The organism is Paracoccus sp. Arc7-R13, assembly GCF_004010775.1.
GTDB classification, from domain to species: domain Bacteria; phylum Pseudomonadota; class Alphaproteobacteria; order Rhodobacterales; family Rhodobacteraceae; genus Paracoccus; species Paracoccus marcusii.
Map to the genome: position 1 here is coordinate 1,302,183 of NZ_CP034810.1, position 16,855 is coordinate 1,319,037.

Genomic DNA, 16,855 nt, shown 5'->3' on the forward strand with positions numbered 1-16,855 from the left:
TCAGTCCCCCGTCAAGGCGATCTGGACCTCGACACCGCGGCGGCGCAGGGCGGTGATCTGATCGGGGGGCGTGCGGTCGTCGGTGACGATCAGGTCGAAATCCTCGATGCCGCCCATCGAGTGCAGGGCGCGGCGGGTGAACTTGGTGTGATCGGCCAGCAGGATGCGGCGGCTGGCGGCGTCCAGCATGGCGCGCTTCGTCTCGGCCATCTCGGGGGACTGGTGAAAGACCTGGTCGTCGGTGACGGCGGCCATCGACAGGATCGCCACGTCCGCGCGCAGGCGGCGGATCTGGGCGGTGGTCTGCGGTCCCATGAAGGCGTTGCACCAATGGTGGAACTGGCCGCCCAGACCCAGCAGCGTCATGTCGCCGATCTCCTTGATCGCGCTCATCAGCGTCAGCGAATTGGTGATGACCGTCAGCGGTACCCGTGCGGCCAGATGCGGCACCATGCGCAGCACGGTGGTGCTGTCGTCCAGAAACACCGCCTGGCCCGGTTCGACCTGCTGGGCCGCCAGCTGCGCGATGGCGGATTTCTGCGGACCCTGGCGGGTGTCGCGATACAGGTCGCTGGCCTCGATCAGGCTGGTGGGGGCGGCGGACACGATGCCGCGCGACTTGCGCAGCAGGCCCTTGCCGGCCAGTTCGTCCAGGTCGCGGTGCGCGGTCATCAGGCTGATGCCGAAGCGGTCGGTCAGATCCTCGATCCGCAGGCTGCCCTCGGCCATGACGGCCTGCGCGATCAGCTGGCGACGCGCCTGCAGGCGGGCCTGTCGGCTGTCCGAGGGGATCATGTCCATGGGGATGCGGCCCTTGCGTGGGTGGGGCGCGCGCGTGACGGCGCGCGCCCCGGTGGCGTCACTGGTCCAGAACGAAGGCGGCGCTGTAGCTGTCCACGTTCTCCGGCGTGATCAGCAGGCAGTCGAACAGCTGCTTTTCGGTCTCGACGCCGGTCTCTCCGGTCTTGATGAAGGTGTCGGCCTGGCGGACGGCCTCCTCGGCGAAGACAGCGACGGGCTGCAGGACGGTATAAGCCATCTCTCCGGCCTTCACCGCCTCCACGGCGTCGGGGCTGCCGTCAAAGCCGCCCACGGTCACGGCGTCCAGCTTGCCGGCCTCCTTCAGCGCGGCGATGGCGCCGAGCGCCATCTCGTCATTGCCCGAGATGACGCCGGTGATGTCGGGGTTCGCCTGCAGCAGCGACTGCATGCGCTGATAGCCCTGGGTGCGGTCCCAGTTGGCGACCTCCTGGCCGACCTTCTCGAACTCGGGATACTGGCTCAGCACGGTCTCGTAGCCGTTCGAACGGGTCTGGGCGTTGTTGTCCGAGGGGTTGCCGAACAGCTCGACGAACTGACCGCCTTCCTCGCCCATGGCCTCGACCCAGGCCTGCGCGCCCAGGGCCGCGCCCTGCGCGTTGTTCGACACCAGCTGCGCCTTGGCCAGGCCCTCCTGGTTGATCTCGGCGTTGACCAGGAACACCGGGATGCCCGCATCGACGGCCTTCTGGACGGCACCGACCGAACCGTCGGCGTTGGCCGGGTCCAGGATGATCGCGACCGACTGGTTGGTGATCGCGGTGTCGATCAGCGTGCTTTCGGTGTTGGTGTCGCCGCGATGGGCGGCCACGTTGGCGGTATAGCCCAGCTCCTCGGCGGTGGCCTTGGCGACTTCGCCCTCGGTGAACCAGTAAGGGTTGGCCGGATCGTTCACGATCACGGTGATCAGCCCCTCGGCCCAGGCCGATCCGGCCATCAGCGGCACAGTGGCCACGGCGGCCATCAGCATCCGGCGCGTCATCTTCATCATTTGGTCTCTCTCCCTTGGTGTGGTGATCCTGCCCGGTGCGGGGCAGTCTTTCCGCGCGCCATCCCTGTGGCGCGCGGGGAAGGTCGGGGGCAGGGCCTCACGTCTTGCGCGTGCCGCTGCCGTATTGAAGCGAGTTCATCAGCACGGCCAGCACGATCACCGCGCCCGTGAACACCGTCTGCCAGTAGGAGCTGACCCCGATGATCACCAGGCCCGCCGACAGGAAGCCGATGACGAAGGCGCCCAGCATCGTGCCGCGCACGTTGCCGCGCCCGCCGGTCAGGGCCGCGCCGCCGATCACGACCGCGGCGATGGCGGTCAGTTCATACGCGTTGCCCGCCGTGGGTCCGGCCGAGGTCAGCTGCGACGCCAGAACCAGCCCCGCGGCGGCGGCCAGCGCGCCCGACACCATGTAGACGGTGATCTTGACCCGCTTGACCGGCACGCCGGACAGTTCCGCCGCGCGTTCGTTCCCGCCCGACGCGTACAGCCAGCGCCCGAAGGCCGACCGGCCCAGCATCAGCCCCGCGGCGATCGCCACGACCGCTAGCACGATCACGCTGATGGGCACGCCGCCGATGCGGTAGAAGCCCAGCCAGTTGAAGCCGGTATTGCCCAAGGCCTCGGACCCGCGCAGGTTGTTGTAGGTCAGCCCGTTGGTCATCAACAGCGCGATGCCGCGCGCCACGTACATGACCCCAAGCGTCGCCACGAAGGGCGGCACCTTGAAGATCGCGACCAGCACGCCGTTCACCGCGCCAACGGCCGCGCCCACGCACAGCGTCAGCACCACGACCGCCCAGACCGGCGGATACAGGATCACGCCAAGCGCATCCAGTTCGACCCCCTGCATCATCGCGCCGGCGACCACGCCCGACAGCGCCAGGATGGAGCCCACGGACAGGTCGATCCCACCGTTCAGGATGACCAGCAGCATGCCGATGGACAGGATGCCAAAGATCGCCACCTGGCTGGACATGATCAGCAGGTTCGACAGCGTGAAGTAGTTTGGCGACAGAAACGAGAAGACCGCGATGATGGCGATCAGCGCGAAGAAGGCGCGCCCTTCCAGCAGCAGGCGGCCCAGATGGAACTGGCGGCCTTTCGCGGGGGCGGTCGTGGTGGTTGCGGACATGTGTTCCCTCCCTCGGGCGCGTCAGGCGGCCACGGACTCGCCCGAGGCGGCCATGATCCGGTCCTTGGACACGGTGCTGTCGAATTCGGCCGTGATGCGGCCCTTGTGCATGACGATGATTCGGTGGGCGATGGACAGGCATTCGCTGACCTCGGAGGTGGAATACACCACCGCAAGCCCGGCGCGCGCGCCTTCCGCCAGCAGGCGGAACACCTCGGCCTTGGCGCCGATGTCGATGCCGCGCGACGGCTCGTCCAGCAGGATCGCGCGGGGCCGGGTGGCCAGCATCTTGCCGATCACGACCTTCTGCTGGTTGCCGCCCGACAGCGACCCGATGGGGGCGCTGCCGCCCGATGTCTTGACCGTCACGCGGCGGATGCTGTCGTCGATCAGGTCGCGTTCGGCGCGGGTGCTGGTGAACAGCCCCCGTGTGAACCGCGCGATCGAGGCCAGCGACAGGTTCTGGCCGACGCTCATGGTCTGGACCAGGCCGTCGCGCTGGCGGTCCTCGGGGACCAGGGCCAGGCCGCGGGCGATGCGCTCGCCGATGGACAGGTGGCTGATCTCGTGCCCCTCCAGCACGATCTGGCCGCCGGTGGCGCGCAGCCGCCCCGCGACCGTCTCCAGCAGTTCGGTGCGGCCCGCGCCCATCAGGCCATAGATGCAGACGATCTCTCCGGCGCGCACGTCCAGGTTCAGCCCGCGCACCAGGTCCTGGCCGGTGGCGTCCGGGACCGACAGGTCGCGGATCGACAGGGCGACCTTGCCCATGGTGCTGTCCGGGGGCGATCCCAGGTCGTAATTCTCGCCGACCATGTTGCGCACGATCCATTCCAGGTCGATCTGGGCGCGCGGCGCATAGGCGGTCATCACCCCGTCGCGCAGCACCACCGCATGGTCGGTGATGGTCAGCGCCTCCTCCAGGTGGTGCGAGATATAGACGATGCTGACGCCCCGCGCGGTCAGGTCGCGAATGACCTTGAACAGCACCTCGACCTCGCTGGCGGACAGCGCGCTGGTCGGTTCGTCCATGATCAGGATGCGGCTATCCACCGACAGGGCGCGGGCGATCTCGACGATCTGCTGCTGGCCCAGGCGCAGGTCCTCGACCAGGGTCGAAGGCTCGATCTGCTCCTCCAGCTCCTCCATCAGGGCGCGGGTCTGGCGGTCCTCCTCGGCGTAATCGACGCCAAAGGGGCCCATGATCTCACGCCCCATGAAGATGTTGTCGCGCACCGACAGGTTCGGGGCCAGCGACAGCTCCTGGTGGATGATGGAAATCCCCCGGTCGCGCGCGTCATTGGCATTGGCGAAGGCCACAGGCCTGCCGTCCAGCACGATCTGGCCCGATGTGGGCTGGATCACGCCCGACAGGATCTTCATCAGCGTGGATTTGCCCGCGCCGTTCTCTCCGAACAGGGTGGTGACCTGGCCGCGATGGATGTCGAAGTTCACGCCCTTCAGCGCGTGGACTTGGCCATAGGACTTGGCCACGTTACGGGCGGCAAGGACGACCTGGGCGCTCATTGGACCTCCAGCGCGACGGGGGTGATCAGCCAGTTCGACGGGTTGATCAGCCGGAACGCCCCGGTCACCGTCACCTGCTTGCCCGCCAGGGCGGTGGTGTCGATGGGGGCCAGCACTTCGGCCGCCATGGCGCGGTTGATGCCCGATCCCGCGTCCTGGTATTCGATCTGGTTCTTGAAGGCGCCGAAGGCGATGTCGCCCGGCGCGTCGCGCAGGTCGGTGCCGTTGATCGCGGGGCCGGTCTGCACGCGGATGCGCAGATCCTCGGGCAGGCCCTCGACGGTCAGCGGATAGACTCCGGCCCGCGGCTCGCCGGCGGTGCCGGTCACGGTGACCATCATGATGGCGCCGGTCGATGCGGGCGTGCCGTATTCGGCGATGGCCGCGTCCTGATCGGCGGCGATGGCCGCGGCCAGGTCGGTGGCGGGCACGGCGCGTTCGATCACCGCGTCGCGGATGCGCGGGAATTCCTGCGTGCCATAGGTGTCGGGCGAAAACGCCTGCCGGCGGGCATCCGCCTCGGAGCCGACCTGCACCACGGTGGTATCCAGCGCGATGGCGGCCAGGACGGCCAGGACGGCCAGGCCCAGGGCCACGGACAGGATCAGGCCGCGACGGCTGGCGGCGGGGGCCCGGGGGGCGGTGGTGCTGTCGGTCATCGGTCTGCCTCTGGCTGGAACACGGGGCGGGCGGGCGCACATCTCATGGTTGATGATAACTTCACGTGATCGACCTCGCGGAGAGGATGCGCATCGGGGCCTGTCCTGTGGCGGTCGCCGCACGGGCCGCATCCATGGCGCGAGGGCATGCGGGGCGCAAGCCTGTGCTGGCAAAAGTCATCATGCGGTCCGGCCTCCCCTCCGGTCGATTCGCGTGGCGCGGGCCTGTGATTGCGGCGATTCCGCGCATCCTGTCGGACGCGAACAGGACCAGCTTAGATGAAATAAATTGCCGTGTCCGTAAAAAAATACGTTCCCTGTGCGATCATCGTGATATAAACCGGGGCCAAGGGATGGAGGCATCATGACGGACAAGCAGCGCGACGTGCTGATCGGAATCGATGCCGGGACCTCGGTCATCAAGGCCGTGGGGTTCGATCTTGCCGGGCGTCAGCTGGGCGCGGCGGCGGTGCCGAATCGCTATGCGACCGGGGCGCAGGGCGCCGCGACGCAGGACATGGCCCGCACCTGGGATGATTGCGCCGCGGCGCTGCGCGGACTGGCCGATCGTATCCCGGACCTGGCGGGGCGGACCGCGGCGCTGGCCGTGACGGGGCAGGGCGACGGCACCTGGCTGGTCGGCGACGACGGCCCGGTGGGCGACGCCTGGCTGTGGCTGGACGCGCGCGCCGCACCGACCGTCGGCCGGTTGGGCCAGGACCGCGCCCGGTTCGAGGCGACGGGCACCGGCCTGAACACCTGCCAGCAGGGCGCGCAGATGGCCCATATGGACGCCCATCATCCGGACCTGCTGGATGGGGCGCGGGTCGCGCTGCATTGCAAGGACTGGCTGTATCTGAACCTGACCGGCGTTCGGGCGACGGACCCGTCCGAGGCCAGCTTCACCTTCGGCAACTTCCGCAGCCGGGCCTATGATGACACGGTCATCGACGCGCTGGGCCTGACGCATCGGCGCGGCCTGCTGCCGCCGATCATCGATGGCACACAGGTGACCCATCCGCTGACCGCGGATGCCGCTGCGGCGACGGGCCTGCTGGCAGGCACGCCGGTCAGCTTGGGCTATGTCGACATGGTGATGACCGCGCTGGGTGCGGGCGTGCTGGGTGGGGCGGGGGACGTGGCCTGTTCGACGGTCGGCTCGACCGGGGTGCATCTGCGCGCCGTGACCGCCGACCGGGTGCATCTGAACGATCAGGGCACGGGCTATGTCATATGCCTGCCGGTGCCGGGCGTGGTCACGCAGGTCCAGACCAACATGGCGGCGACGTTGAACCTCGATTGGGTACTGGGGTTGGCGGCGGGTATCCTGTCGGATATGGGCCAGCCGGTGACGCATCGCGACCTTGTCGCGCGGCTGGACGGCTGGCTGGGCCAGGCCGCGCCGGGGCAGATCCTGTACCACCCCTATATCTCGGATGCCGGGGAACGCGGGCCCTTCGTCGATGCTGCGGCGCGGGCCGGGTTCACCGGCCTGTCGGCGGGCCATCGCTATCCCGATCTGGTGCGCGCCGTGGCCGAAGGGCTGGGCCTGGCCATGCGCGACTGTTACGCCGCGATGGGGCCGCTTCCGTCCGAACTGCGCCTGACCGGTGGGGCGGCGCGGTCGCCCGCCCTGCGGCGCATCCTGTCGGCCGCGCTGGACGCGCCGGTCCGCGTGTCCGACCGTGACGAGGCCGGGGCCGCGGGGGCCGCGATGATGGCCGCCGTGGCCATCGGCGCCTATCGCGACATGGACGCCTGCATCGCCGAATGGGTCACGCCCCTGCTGCGCGCCCCCGAGGCCCCCGATCCCCATCTGGCCGCGACCTATGCGCGGCTGTTCCCCGCCTTTGCCGCGACCCGCGCCGCCCTGCCGCCCGTCTGGGCAGCCATGGCGCGGGCCCGCACCACGACAGGAGAGTAGGATGACCCAAGGCCACGAGATGATCGATCTGTTCGTGATCGGCGGCGGCATCAACGGCGCGGGCGTCGCGCGCGATGCCGCGGGGCGGGGCCTGTCGGTCGTGCTGTGCGAAAAGGACGACCTGGCGCAGGGCACCTCGTCGCGCTCGGGCAAGCTGGTCCATGGTGGGCTGCGCTATCTGGAATATTACGAATTCCGCCTGGTCCGCGAGGCGCTGATCGAACGAGAGGTGCTGCTGGCCGCGGCCCCGCACATCATCTGGCCGATGCGCTTCGTGCTGCCGCACAGCCCCGACGACCGGCCCGCCTGGTTGGTCCGGCTGGGGCTGTTCCTCTATGACAACCTGGGCGGGCGCAAGAAGCTGCCGGGCACGCGCACGCTGGACCTGCGCCGCGATCCCGAGGGCGCGCCGCTGCTGGACAAGTACCATAAGGGGTTCGAATACAGCGATTGCTGGGTTGACGACGCGCGGCTGGTGGTGCTGAACGCGGTCGATGCGGCGGAGCGCGGCGCGACCGTCCTGACCCGCACCGCCTGTGTGTCGGCACGCCGCGAGGGCGACGCCTGGTCCGTGACCACCCGCGACACCGTCACCGGAGAGGAACGGCAGTTCCGCGCCCGTTGCCTGGTCAACTGCGCCGGTCCCTGGGTCAGCGACTTCATCACCCGCGTTGCGGGGTCGAATTCGGCCCGCAACGTGCGCCTGGTCAAGGGCAGCCATATCATCGTGCCGAAATGGTGGGCGGGGACCAACGCCTATCTGGTGCAGAACCACGACAAGCGCGTGATCTTCATCAACCCCTACGAGGGCGACATGGCGCTGATCGGCACGACCGACATCGCCTATGACGGCCGGGCCGAGGATGTCACCGCCGACGAATCCGAGATCGACTATCTGCTGGCCGCCGTGAACCGCTATTTCAAGGAGAAGCTGCGCCGGTCCGACGTGATCCACAGCTTTTCGGGCGTGCGCCCGCTGTTCGACGACGGGCAGGGCAACCCGTCGGCGGTCACGCGGGACTATGTGTTCGACCTGGACCAGACCGGAGGCGCGCCGCTGCTGAACGTCTTTGGCGGCAAGATCACCACCTTCCGCGAACTGGCCGAACGCGGCATGCACCGCCTGACCGAGGTGTTCCCGCAGATGGGCCCCGACTGGACCGAGACCGCGACCCTGCCGGGCGGCGAGATCGCCAATGCCGATTACGAAAGCTTTGCCAACCTGCAGCGCGAACTGCACCCTTGGATGCCGCGCGCGCTGGTCCAGCATTACGGTCGCCTGTACGGCGCGCGGACCAAGGATGTCGTGGCGGGCGCCATGACCCTGTCGGGCCTTGGGCGGCATTTCGGTGGACAGCTTTACGAGGCCGAGGCGCGGTACCTGGTCGCCAAGGAATGGGCGCGCACGCCGCAGGACATCCTGACCCGGCGCACCAAGCATTATCTGCACCTGACCCGGGACCAGCAGGCGGCCTTTGCCGCGTGGTTCGACGACACCCTGGCGCCGGAGATCGCGTGATGCTGACCCTGTCGCTGAACACCAACCCGCTGGTCAACCGCTTTGCCGATCCGGACGACCTGATCGACACGGTCGCGCGCGATCTGCGCATCCGCGACCTGCAGTTGACGCATGAGTTCATCAATCCCTCCTGGCCCGCGCCGGTGATCCGCCGCCTGACCCGGCAGATGCGCGCGGCGCTGGACCGGACCGGGGTGCGCGTCACCAGCGGCATGACAGGCCCCTATGGTCGGCTGAACCATTTCGGCCATCCCGATGCGGATGTGCGGCGATACTATGTCGACTGGTTCAAGACCTTCGCGGACATCACCGCCGATCTGGGCGGTCGATCGGTGGGCACGCAATTCGCGATCTTCACCTATCGCGATTACGACGGTCCGGCCCGGCGCGAGGACCTGATCCGCATCGCCATCGACTGCTGGGCCGAGGTCGCGGATCACGCGAAGGCCGCCGGGCTGGACTATGTCTTCTGGGAGCCCATGAGCGTGGGCCGCGAATTCGGAGAGACGATCCCGGCCGCCCTGGCGCTGCAGGACCGGCTGAGCGCGGCCGACATGGCGGTGCCGATGTGGATGATGGCCGATATCGACCACGGCGACGTCACCAGCCCCGATCCGGACGATCTGGACCCCTATGCCTGGGCCCGCGCCGTGCCGCGCGTCAGCCCGATCATCCACATCAAGCAGTCGCTGATGGACAAGGGCGGCCACCGCCCCTTCACCGCCGAATTCAACGCCAAGGGCCGCGTCCAGCCGGAACCCCTGCTGGAGGCGCTGGCCCAGGGCGGCGCGGTCGACAACGAGATCTGCCTGGAGCTGTCCTTCAAGGAACGCGACCCGAACGACCGGCAGGTCATCGCCCAGATCGCCGAAAGTGTCGCATTCTGGGCGCCGCATATCGACACCGGGGCGGATAAGCTGAATATCTGACCCATCATCGACAGGACGCCCCATGCCCCAGCCCTTCGCCTTTGCCACCGCCACCGAGATCCTGTTCGGCCGGGGGCAGGCGGCGATGGCCGCCGGGCGGGTCGCGGCCCTGGGGCGGCGGGTCCTGCTGGTCCACGGCCGCGACCCCGGCCGCAGCGCGGCGCTGGCCCGCGATCTGGCCGCGGCGGGCTGTTCGGTCGCAACCTTTGCCGTTCCGCATGAACCCGACATCGCCCTGATTGAGGCAGGCGTCCGGACGGGCGCGGAGGTCCAGGTCGTCGTCGCGATGGGCGGCGGGGCGGTGATCGACGCGGGCAAGGCCCTGGCGGCCTGCCTGACCATGACCCGTCCGCTGATGGATCATCTGGAGGTCGTGGGACAGGGGCTGCCGCTGGACCATCCCCCGTTGCCCTTCGTGGCCATCCCCACCACCGCCGGCACCGGGGCCGAGGTCACCCGCAACGCCGTGATCGGCGTCCCCGAGGCGCGCCGCAAGGTCAGCCTGCGCGATGCGCGGATGCTGCCGGCGCTGGCCATCGTGGACCCGGCCCTGACGGACGGCTGTCCGCGCGCGGTGACGCTGGCCTCGGGGCTGGATGCCGTCACGCAGGTGATCGAGCCCTATGTCTGCACCCGCGCCAATCCGTTGACCGACTCGCTGTGCCGCGACGCGATCCCGCGTGGGCTGGCGGCGCTGATCCGCCTGATGCAGGCCGAAGACCGCCAGGCGCGCGACGAGATGGCCTGGGTCAGCCTGTGCGGCGGCCTGGCGCTGGCCAATGCCGGGCTGGGCGCGGTGCATGGGCTGGCCGGCCCCCTGGGCGGGCTGACCGGGGCGGCGCATGGCGCGATCTGCGGCACGCTGCTGCCGCATGTGCTGGTGGCGAACCGCTGGGCGGTCACGGACCGCGCGCTGGCGGCCCGGCTGGACCAGGTGGGCGCCTGGATCGGGGCGGCGTTCGGGCGGGCCGATGCATCGGTGGCCGAGGCCGCAGCGCTGCTGGCCGACTGGTCCCGTGCGGCGGGCCTGCCGGGGCTGGACGCCCTGGGGATCGACGCGGCGGCGCGCAAGGCCGCGGCGCAGGCGGCGGCCGCGTCGTCGTCGATGAGGGCCAACCCGGCACCCCTGTCGGCCGACGATCTGGACGCCCTGATGCGGGCCGCCGCCTGATGGCCCGGCGGGGACCGGTCGATCCGGAGCAGAGCCTGGCGATCCGGGCCGCCTGGCTGCATTATGCGGGCGGGCTGACGCAGGCGGCCGTCGCCAAGCGGCTGGGCCTGCCCGGCGTCAAGGCGCACCGCTTGATCGCCCGCGCCGTGGCCGAGGGCGTGGTCAAGGTCACCATCGACGGAGAGATCGTCGAATGCGCCATGCTGGAGGATCAGCTGTGCGCGCGCTATGGGCTGGACCACTGCGAGGTTGCCCCCGACCTGGGCGAGGACGGCATGCCCCTGCGCGCCCTGGGCCTGGCGGGCGCGGGCTTCCTGCGCCGCGAGATCGAGCGAGGCGAACACAGGGTCATCGGGCTGGGGCATGGCCGGACGCTGGCGGCGGCGGTCCGGCAGATGCCGCGCTTTGACGCGCGCGCGGTGCGCTTCGTCGCGGTCCTGGGCGGGCTGACGCGCAATTATGCGGCGAACCCGCATGACGTGATGCATACGCTGGCGGAAAAGACCGGGGCGCAGGCCTTCGTGATGCCGGTGCCGTTCTTTGCCAATTCCGAAGGCGACCGGGCCGTGCTGCTGTCCCAGCCCGGCGTGCGCGACATCTTCGATCTGTCGAACAGCGCCACGCTCACCTTCGTGGGCATGGGCACGGCGGATGCGGGCGCGCAGCTGGTCGCATCCGGCATGATTGAGGCGCGCGAGATCGCCGAGATCAACGCCGCGGGGGGCGTCGGAGAGATGATGGGTTATTTCTTCGATGCCACGGGCCGTGTGCTGGACACGACGCTGAGCGCGCGGACGCTGTCGGTGGACCTGAACCGGGGGCAGGATCAGCGTATCGTGGTCGTCGCCGGAGGCGCGGAAAAGGTCGCGGCCATCCGCGCGGTGCTGAACAGCGGGCGCCTGTCCGGGCTGATCACCGACGAGGCGACGGCGCGCGCGCTGATGGCGGGGTGACCCAAACGGGGACGGGTCGGGGAAACCCCGACCCGGTCGCTGCCGCTGGGCCCCGCGCGCGCTTTGCGCGCGTGGGGAGCATCGTGGCAAGGCCGCTTGCGGCCTTGGCCTTTGGATTAGTGGCCTGTCACCAGGCGGGCGCGGGCGATGATGGCCTCGGGTGTGATGCCGAACTCCTGGTACAGCCGGTCGATCGGAGCCGATGCGCCAAAGCCGGTCATGCCGATCACGTCGTCCTCGGTCGCGACATAGCGGGTCCAGCCGAACTTGCCCGCGGCCTCGACCGCAATGCGGGGTGCGGTGCCAAGCACCTGGGCGCGGTAATCCGCGTCCTGCGCCTCGAACAGCTCCCAGCTGGGCATCGACACGACCGCCACGGCCATGCCTTCGGCGGCCATCGCCTCGGCAGCCTCCACGGCGATGGCGACTTCGGTTCCTGTGGCGATCAGGGTCACGTCGCGGCCCTCGCCGAACTGGCGGATCACATAGGCGCCCTTGGCGGTCAGGTTCTCGGACCCGGCCTCCGTGCGCAGCTGCGGGACGTCCTGGCGGGACAGGGCCAGCAGCGACGGCACGGTCCGGTTGCGGATCGCGATGTCCCAGGCCTCCAGCGTCTCGACCGTATCGGCGGGGCGCAGGACGGTCAGGCCGGGGATGGCGCGCAGGGACGCCAGATGCTCGACCGGCTGGTGGGTCGGGCCGTCCTCGCCCAGGCCGATGCTGTCATGGGTCATGACATAGATCGTGCCCACGCCCATCAGCGCCGACAGGCGGATCGCGTTGCGGGCATAGTCGGAAAACACCAGGAACGTGCCGCCATAGGCGATCACGCCGCCATGCAGGTTCAGCCCGTTCATCGCGGCGGCCATGCCGAACTCGCGCACACCATAGCCGATGTAGCGGCCGGGCGCCTCGCGCGTGAACTGCGTGTCGACGGCCTTGACGCGGGTCAGGTTCGATCCGGTCAGGTCGGCCGATCCGCCGATCATCGCGGGCACGGCCGGGGTCAGCGCCTCCAGCGCCATCTGGCTGGCCTTGCGGGTCGCGGCTTTCTTGGGCGCGGCGAACAGGGCGTCGCGGGCGGCGGAGACTGCCGCGTCATAGCCCTCGGGCAGATCGCCCGACAGCCGGTGCGTCAGGGCCGCGCCCTTGGGCGATGCGGCCAGACGGGCCTCCCAGGCCTCGCGGTCGGCGGCGCCGCGCGCGCCGATTTCGCGCCATTCGGCGGCCAGATCGTCGGGGATCACGAAGGCGCCGTGGCTCCAGCCCAGGGCCTCGCGGGTCAGCGCGCCCTCATCCTTGCCCAAAGGCGATCCGTGCACGGAATAGCTGCCCGCGCGGTTGGGAGAGCCGAAGCCGATGATCGTCTTCATCGCGATCAGCGAGGGCTTGCCCGTCTCTGCCTTGGCGGCCTCCATCGCGGCATCCAGGGCGCGCCCGTCATGGCCGTCGCAGCTCTGGACATGCCAGCCGCAGGCCTTGAACCGTGCCGGGATGTCCTCGGAGAAGCTGACCGACGTCGGGCCGTCGATGGTGATGCTGTTGTCGTCATAGAGCACGATCAGCTTGCCCAGGCCCAGATGGCCCGCCAGGCTGATCGCCTCCTGGCCGATGCCCTCCTGCAGGCAGCCGTCGCCCAGCATGACCCAGGTGCGGTGATCGACCAGATCATCGCCGAACTCTCCGGCCAGCGCGCGTTCCGCCAGCGCCATGCCGACGGCGGTGGCCAGGCCCTGGCCCAGGGGGCCGGTCGTGGTCTCCACGCCCTTGGCATGGCCGTATTCCGGATGGCCGGCGGTGATCGCGCCCCATTGGCGGAAATTCCTGATCTGATCCAGCGTCATGTCCTGGTACCCGGTCAGGTGCAGCAGGCTGTAGAGCAGCATGGACGCGTGCCCGTTCGACAGCACGAAGCGGTCGCGGTCGGGCCAGTCGGGATTGGCCGCATCGAACTTCAGGTGGTTGCGGAACAGCACGGTGGCGGCATCGGCCATGCCCATCGGGGCGCCGGGATGGCCGCTGTTGGCGGCGTTCACGGCATCGATGGTCAGCGCGCGGATGCAGTTCGCCAGGGCGAAGTTCTGCGGGTCCAGATCGGCCTTGGCGGCGATGGCGGGGTCTTTGGGGGTGTCTAAGGGCATGGCGGTCCTCCTGTCGCGCCCTCCATAACCCGCCGCTGTCATCATCACAACAAAAAATCACAAAGTCACAAAGTCGGTGTTGTTATGTGCGCGGATCATGTTATGAAACCGGCGACCAGGGGAGGGTTTGGGTGAAACGCGAGGAACGCAGACAGGCGATCATGGATCTGCTGGTCGCGGCACGCGCCGTGGACCTGGACGATCTGGCGGCCCGTTTCGCGGTCAGCAAGATGACCATCCATCGCGACCTGGACGACCTGGAACAGGCGGGCCTGCTGCGCAAGGTTCGCGGCGGCGCCACCATCGAGGCCGGCACCCAGTTCGAGAGCGACTTCCGCATCCGCGCCCTGCAGGACGGAGAGGCCAAGATCCGCATGGCCCATGCCGCCCGCGCCCTGATCGAGCCGGGGATGACCGTGATGGTCAATGACGGCTCGATGGCGGCGCTGCTGGGGGCCAGCCTGACGGAATGCGCGCCCCTGTCGGTGATCACCAACAACGCCGCCGTGATCGAGCGGCTGAAGGATGCGCCGCGCGTCACGCTGATCGCGCTTGGCGGCATCTACAGCGCCAAGTTCAACGGTTTCTTCGGCATGGTCACGGAAAGCGCGCTGGCCGGGCTGCATGCGGACCTGGCCTTCATCTCGACCCCCGCGGTGGCGGGTTTGCGGGCCTTCCACATGGACGACAACGCGGTGCGCGCGAAACGCGCGATGATGCACGCGGCGGAGCGCAGCGTGCTGCTGGTCAACCACGCGCGGTTCGGGCGCAGCGCGCTGCATGCGCTGGCCGACCTGACCGAATTCGACGCCATCATCACCGACGCGCCTCCCGCGCCCGAGGATCGCGCCGCGATCGACCGGGCAGGCATCGCGCTGACCATCGCAAAGGACCCCGCATGACCCAATTCTGGATCGGCACCAGCTGGAAGATGAACAAGACCCTGGCCGAGGCGATGACCTTTGCCCAAGGGTTGCGCGGCACGCCCGCGCCCGCGGGCATCCAGCGTTTCGTCATCCCGCCCTTCACCGCCTGCCGCCAGGTGGCCGAGGCGCTGTCGGACACCGACGTCAAGGTCGGCGCGCAGAACATGCATTGGGACGACGCGGGCGCCTGGACCGGAGAGATCAGCCCCGTGATGCTGACCGATTGCGGGCTGGACATCGTGGAGCTGGGCCACAGCGAACGCCGCGAGCATTTCGGAGAGACGGACAGGACCGTGGGCCTGAAGACCGCCGCCGCCGTCCGCCACGGCCTGATCCCGCTGATCTGCATCGGCGAGACCCTGGCCGAGCGCGAGGCTGGCCGCGCCACGCAGGTGCTGGAGACGCAGGTCCGCGCCGCTTTGGAGCCGGTGGCAGGGTCCGACGCCACGATCCTGCTGGCGTATGAGCCGGTTTGGGCGATCGGCGCGAACGGCATCCCCGCGACATCGGATTATGCCGATGCGCGGCAGGCCGAGATCATCGCGGTCGCGCAGGACGTGCTGGGCCGCCGCGTGCCCTGCCTCTACGGCGGGTCGGTCAATCCGGGCAACTGCGCGGAACTGATCGCCTGCCCGCATATCGACGGGCTGTTCATCGGGCGGTCAGCCTGGGACGTGAACGGCTATCTGGACATCCTGGCGCGATGCGCCGCAACCATCGGAGATGACGCATGAAACTGGCAATCGCAGGGGACAGCGCGGGCGAAGGTCTGGCCAAGGTGCTGGCCGACCACCTCAGGGACCGCTTCGACGTGGCCGAGATCAGCCGCACCGACGAAGGCCCCGACGCCTTCTATGCCAACCTGTCGGACCGGGTGGCCAGCCAGGTCATGGACGGCACCTATGACCGCGCCATCCTGGTCTGCGGCACGGGCATCGGCGTCTGCATCGCGGCCAACAAGGTGCCGGGCATCCGCGCCGCCCTGACGCATGATACCTATTCGGCCGAACGCGCGGCCCTGTCGAACGACGCGCAGATCATCACCATGGGCGCCCGCGTCATCGGACCCGAACTGGCCAAGGCCATCGCCGATGCCTGGCTGGCGCAGACCCAAAACTTCGACCGCAACGGCAAGTCGGCGGGCAATGTCAACGCCATCGACGCGGTCGGCGCGAAATACGCGGGCCGGTGATGCTGCGCCTGCCGACGGACAGGCCCGCGACGGGGCCGCTGCTGGACGATGTGCTGGCGCGCGATGGCGCGGCGGTCATCGTGGCAGCCATCGCGCGCGCGCTGCCGCCTTTGGCCGCACGGCTGGCGGCGGGGCGCCTGCATGGTGACCCCGAGGCCATCGTCGGCACCAATGACAGCGGCGACCGGCAGAAGGCGCTGGACGTCGCGGCCCACGACCACATGATCGCCGCCCTGCGTGCGGCGGGCGTGCGCCAGGTCCTGTCCGAGGAAGCCCTGGACATCATCCTGCTGAACGAAGGCGGCGCCTTCGACGTGGCGATCGACCCGATCGACGGCTCGGGCAGCATTGGCATCGGCGCGCCCCTGGGGATGCTGTTCAGCATCCTGCCCGCCGACCCGCAGGGATTCCAGCGGACAGGCCGGGCGGTGGTGGCGGCAGGCTATGCCTCCTTCGGTCATTCGGTCGATTTCGGCTGGTCCACCGGCGCGGGTGTCCATGTCGCGACCTGGGACGCCGAGGCCCATGCCTTCCGCGTCACCCGCCAGAACCTGCGGCTGAAGCCTCAGGCCTCGACCATCGCCTATAACGCCTCGAACGAACGCCACTGGGCGCCGGGCCTTCAGGCCTGGGCGCGCGATCTGCGCGCAGGGCGGGACGGGCCGCGCGGGCGCGACTTCAACATGCGCTGGCTGGCCGCCGCCGTGGGCGAATTGCACCGCATCCTGCTGAAGGGCGGTGCATTCCTGTACCCCGCCGATACCCGGCCCGGATACGGCGACGGCCGGCTGCGGCTGATCTATGAATGCGTGCCCATCGCCTTCCTGATCGAACAGGCCGGGGGCCGCGCGACCGACGGGCATGGCCCGATCCTGGACCGCGTGCCGCGCGGGCCGCATGACTTCACCCCGCTGTTCTTTGGCGCGTCCGAGGAAATCGACGCGCTTCACGCCGCCCTTCAAGGATAAC

General features: G+C 69.3%; 15 protein-coding genes. 9 read left to right on the forward strand and 6 right to left on the reverse strand.

From position 1 onward, the window contains the following. The 5 genes from EOJ32_RS06570 to EOJ32_RS06590 form a co-directional block, all read right to left on the reverse strand. Nucleotides 1-801, reverse strand: coding sequence for a DeoR/GlpR family DNA-binding transcription regulator (locus tag EOJ32_RS06570; protein ID WP_127898019.1), 801 nt, complete (start codon nucleotides 799-801; stop codon nucleotides 1-3). A gap of 58 nt (nucleotides 802-859) precedes the next feature. Next, nucleotides 860-1,810: a D-ribose ABC transporter substrate-binding protein gene (locus EOJ32_RS06575; protein ID WP_045982694.1), complete on the reverse strand. Its 951-nt coding sequence runs from the start codon at nucleotides 1,808-1,810 to the stop codon at nucleotides 860-862. A gap of 97 nt (nucleotides 1,811-1,907) precedes the next feature. Beyond that, nucleotides 1,908-2,945, reverse strand: a complete 1,038-nt coding sequence (locus EOJ32_RS06580; protein ID WP_042245462.1) for an ABC transporter permease — start codon at nucleotides 2,943-2,945, stop codon at nucleotides 1,908-1,910. A gap of 21 nt (nucleotides 2,946-2,966) precedes the next feature. After that, entirely contained in the window at nucleotides 2,967-4,472 is a 1,506-nt protein-coding gene (locus EOJ32_RS06585) for a sugar ABC transporter ATP-binding protein (RefSeq protein ID WP_127898020.1), read from the reverse strand. Beyond that, nucleotides 4,469-5,131, reverse strand: coding sequence for a DUF2291 family protein (locus EOJ32_RS06590; RefSeq protein ID WP_127898021.1), 663 nt, complete (start codon nucleotides 5,129-5,131; stop codon nucleotides 4,469-4,471). The genes EOJ32_RS06585 and EOJ32_RS06590 overlap by 4 nt, the downstream gene beginning before the upstream one ends. Before the next feature lie 364 nt (nucleotides 5,132-5,495). Here EOJ32_RS06590 and EOJ32_RS06595 point away from each other — a divergent pair, with 364 nt between their 5' ends. The 5 genes from EOJ32_RS06595 to EOJ32_RS06615 are packed head-to-tail and all read left to right on the forward strand — an operon-like array spanning nucleotide 5,496 to nucleotide 11,627. After that, the gene (locus tag EOJ32_RS06595; protein WP_127898022.1) at nucleotides 5,496-7,055 is read left to right on the forward strand and encodes an FGGY-family carbohydrate kinase; all 1,560 of its coding nucleotides are present in this window, start codon (nucleotides 5,496-5,498) and stop codon (nucleotides 7,053-7,055) included. Between the two features lies 1 nt (nucleotide 7,056). After that, the gene (locus EOJ32_RS06600; protein WP_127898023.1) at nucleotides 7,057-8,574 is read left to right on the forward strand and encodes a glycerol-3-phosphate dehydrogenase; all 1,518 of its coding nucleotides are present in this window, start codon (nucleotides 7,057-7,059) and stop codon (nucleotides 8,572-8,574) included. Next, the gene (locus tag EOJ32_RS06605; protein ID WP_127898024.1) at nucleotides 8,571-9,503 is read left to right on the forward strand and encodes a sugar phosphate isomerase/epimerase; all 933 of its coding nucleotides are present in this window, start codon (nucleotides 8,571-8,573) and stop codon (nucleotides 9,501-9,503) included. Before EOJ32_RS06600 ends, EOJ32_RS06605 begins: the two co-directional genes overlap by 4 nt. 22 nt (nucleotides 9,504-9,525) lie before the next feature. Next, entirely contained in the window at nucleotides 9,526-10,674 is a 1,149-nt protein-coding gene (locus EOJ32_RS06610) for an iron-containing alcohol dehydrogenase (protein WP_127898025.1), read from the forward strand. After that, entirely contained in the window at nucleotides 10,674-11,627 is a 954-nt protein-coding gene (locus EOJ32_RS06615) for a sugar-binding transcriptional regulator (RefSeq protein ID WP_127898026.1), read from the forward strand. Before EOJ32_RS06610 ends, EOJ32_RS06615 begins: the two co-directional genes overlap by 1 nt. Before the next feature lie 116 nt (nucleotides 11,628-11,743). On the opposite strand, the gene tkt is transcribed toward EOJ32_RS06615, so the two are convergent. After that, nucleotides 11,744-13,768, reverse strand: coding sequence for a transketolase (gene tkt / locus EOJ32_RS06620; protein ID WP_127898027.1), 2,025 nt, complete (start codon nucleotides 13,766-13,768; stop codon nucleotides 11,744-11,746). A gap of 131 nt (nucleotides 13,769-13,899) precedes the next feature. Between tkt and EOJ32_RS06625 the strand changes: the two genes are divergently transcribed. Genes EOJ32_RS06625 through EOJ32_RS06640 form a run of 4 tightly spaced genes read left to right on the forward strand, consistent with a single transcriptional unit; the run spans nucleotide 13,900 to nucleotide 16,854 of the window. Further along, nucleotides 13,900-14,670 (forward strand): DeoR/GlpR family DNA-binding transcription regulator, encoded by a 771-nt coding sequence (locus EOJ32_RS06625; protein WP_045982702.1) that lies wholly within the window; start codon nucleotides 13,900-13,902, stop codon nucleotides 14,668-14,670. Beyond that, nucleotides 14,667-15,428: a triose-phosphate isomerase gene (locus EOJ32_RS06630; protein ID WP_127898028.1), complete on the forward strand. Its 762-nt coding sequence runs from the start codon at nucleotides 14,667-14,669 to the stop codon at nucleotides 15,426-15,428. The genes EOJ32_RS06625 and EOJ32_RS06630 overlap by 4 nt, the downstream gene beginning before the upstream one ends. After that, nucleotides 15,425-15,886: an RpiB/LacA/LacB family sugar-phosphate isomerase gene (locus EOJ32_RS06635; protein WP_127898029.1), complete on the forward strand. Its 462-nt coding sequence runs from the start codon at nucleotides 15,425-15,427 to the stop codon at nucleotides 15,884-15,886. Before EOJ32_RS06630 ends, EOJ32_RS06635 begins: the two co-directional genes overlap by 4 nt. Further along, on the forward strand, nucleotides 15,886-16,854 hold the full coding sequence (locus EOJ32_RS06640) for a class 1 fructose-1,6-bisphosphatase (protein ID WP_127898030.1): 969 nt from the start codon (nucleotides 15,886-15,888) through the stop codon (nucleotides 16,852-16,854). Before EOJ32_RS06635 ends, EOJ32_RS06640 begins: the two co-directional genes overlap by 1 nt. Nucleotide 16,855 lies beyond the last annotated feature (1 nt).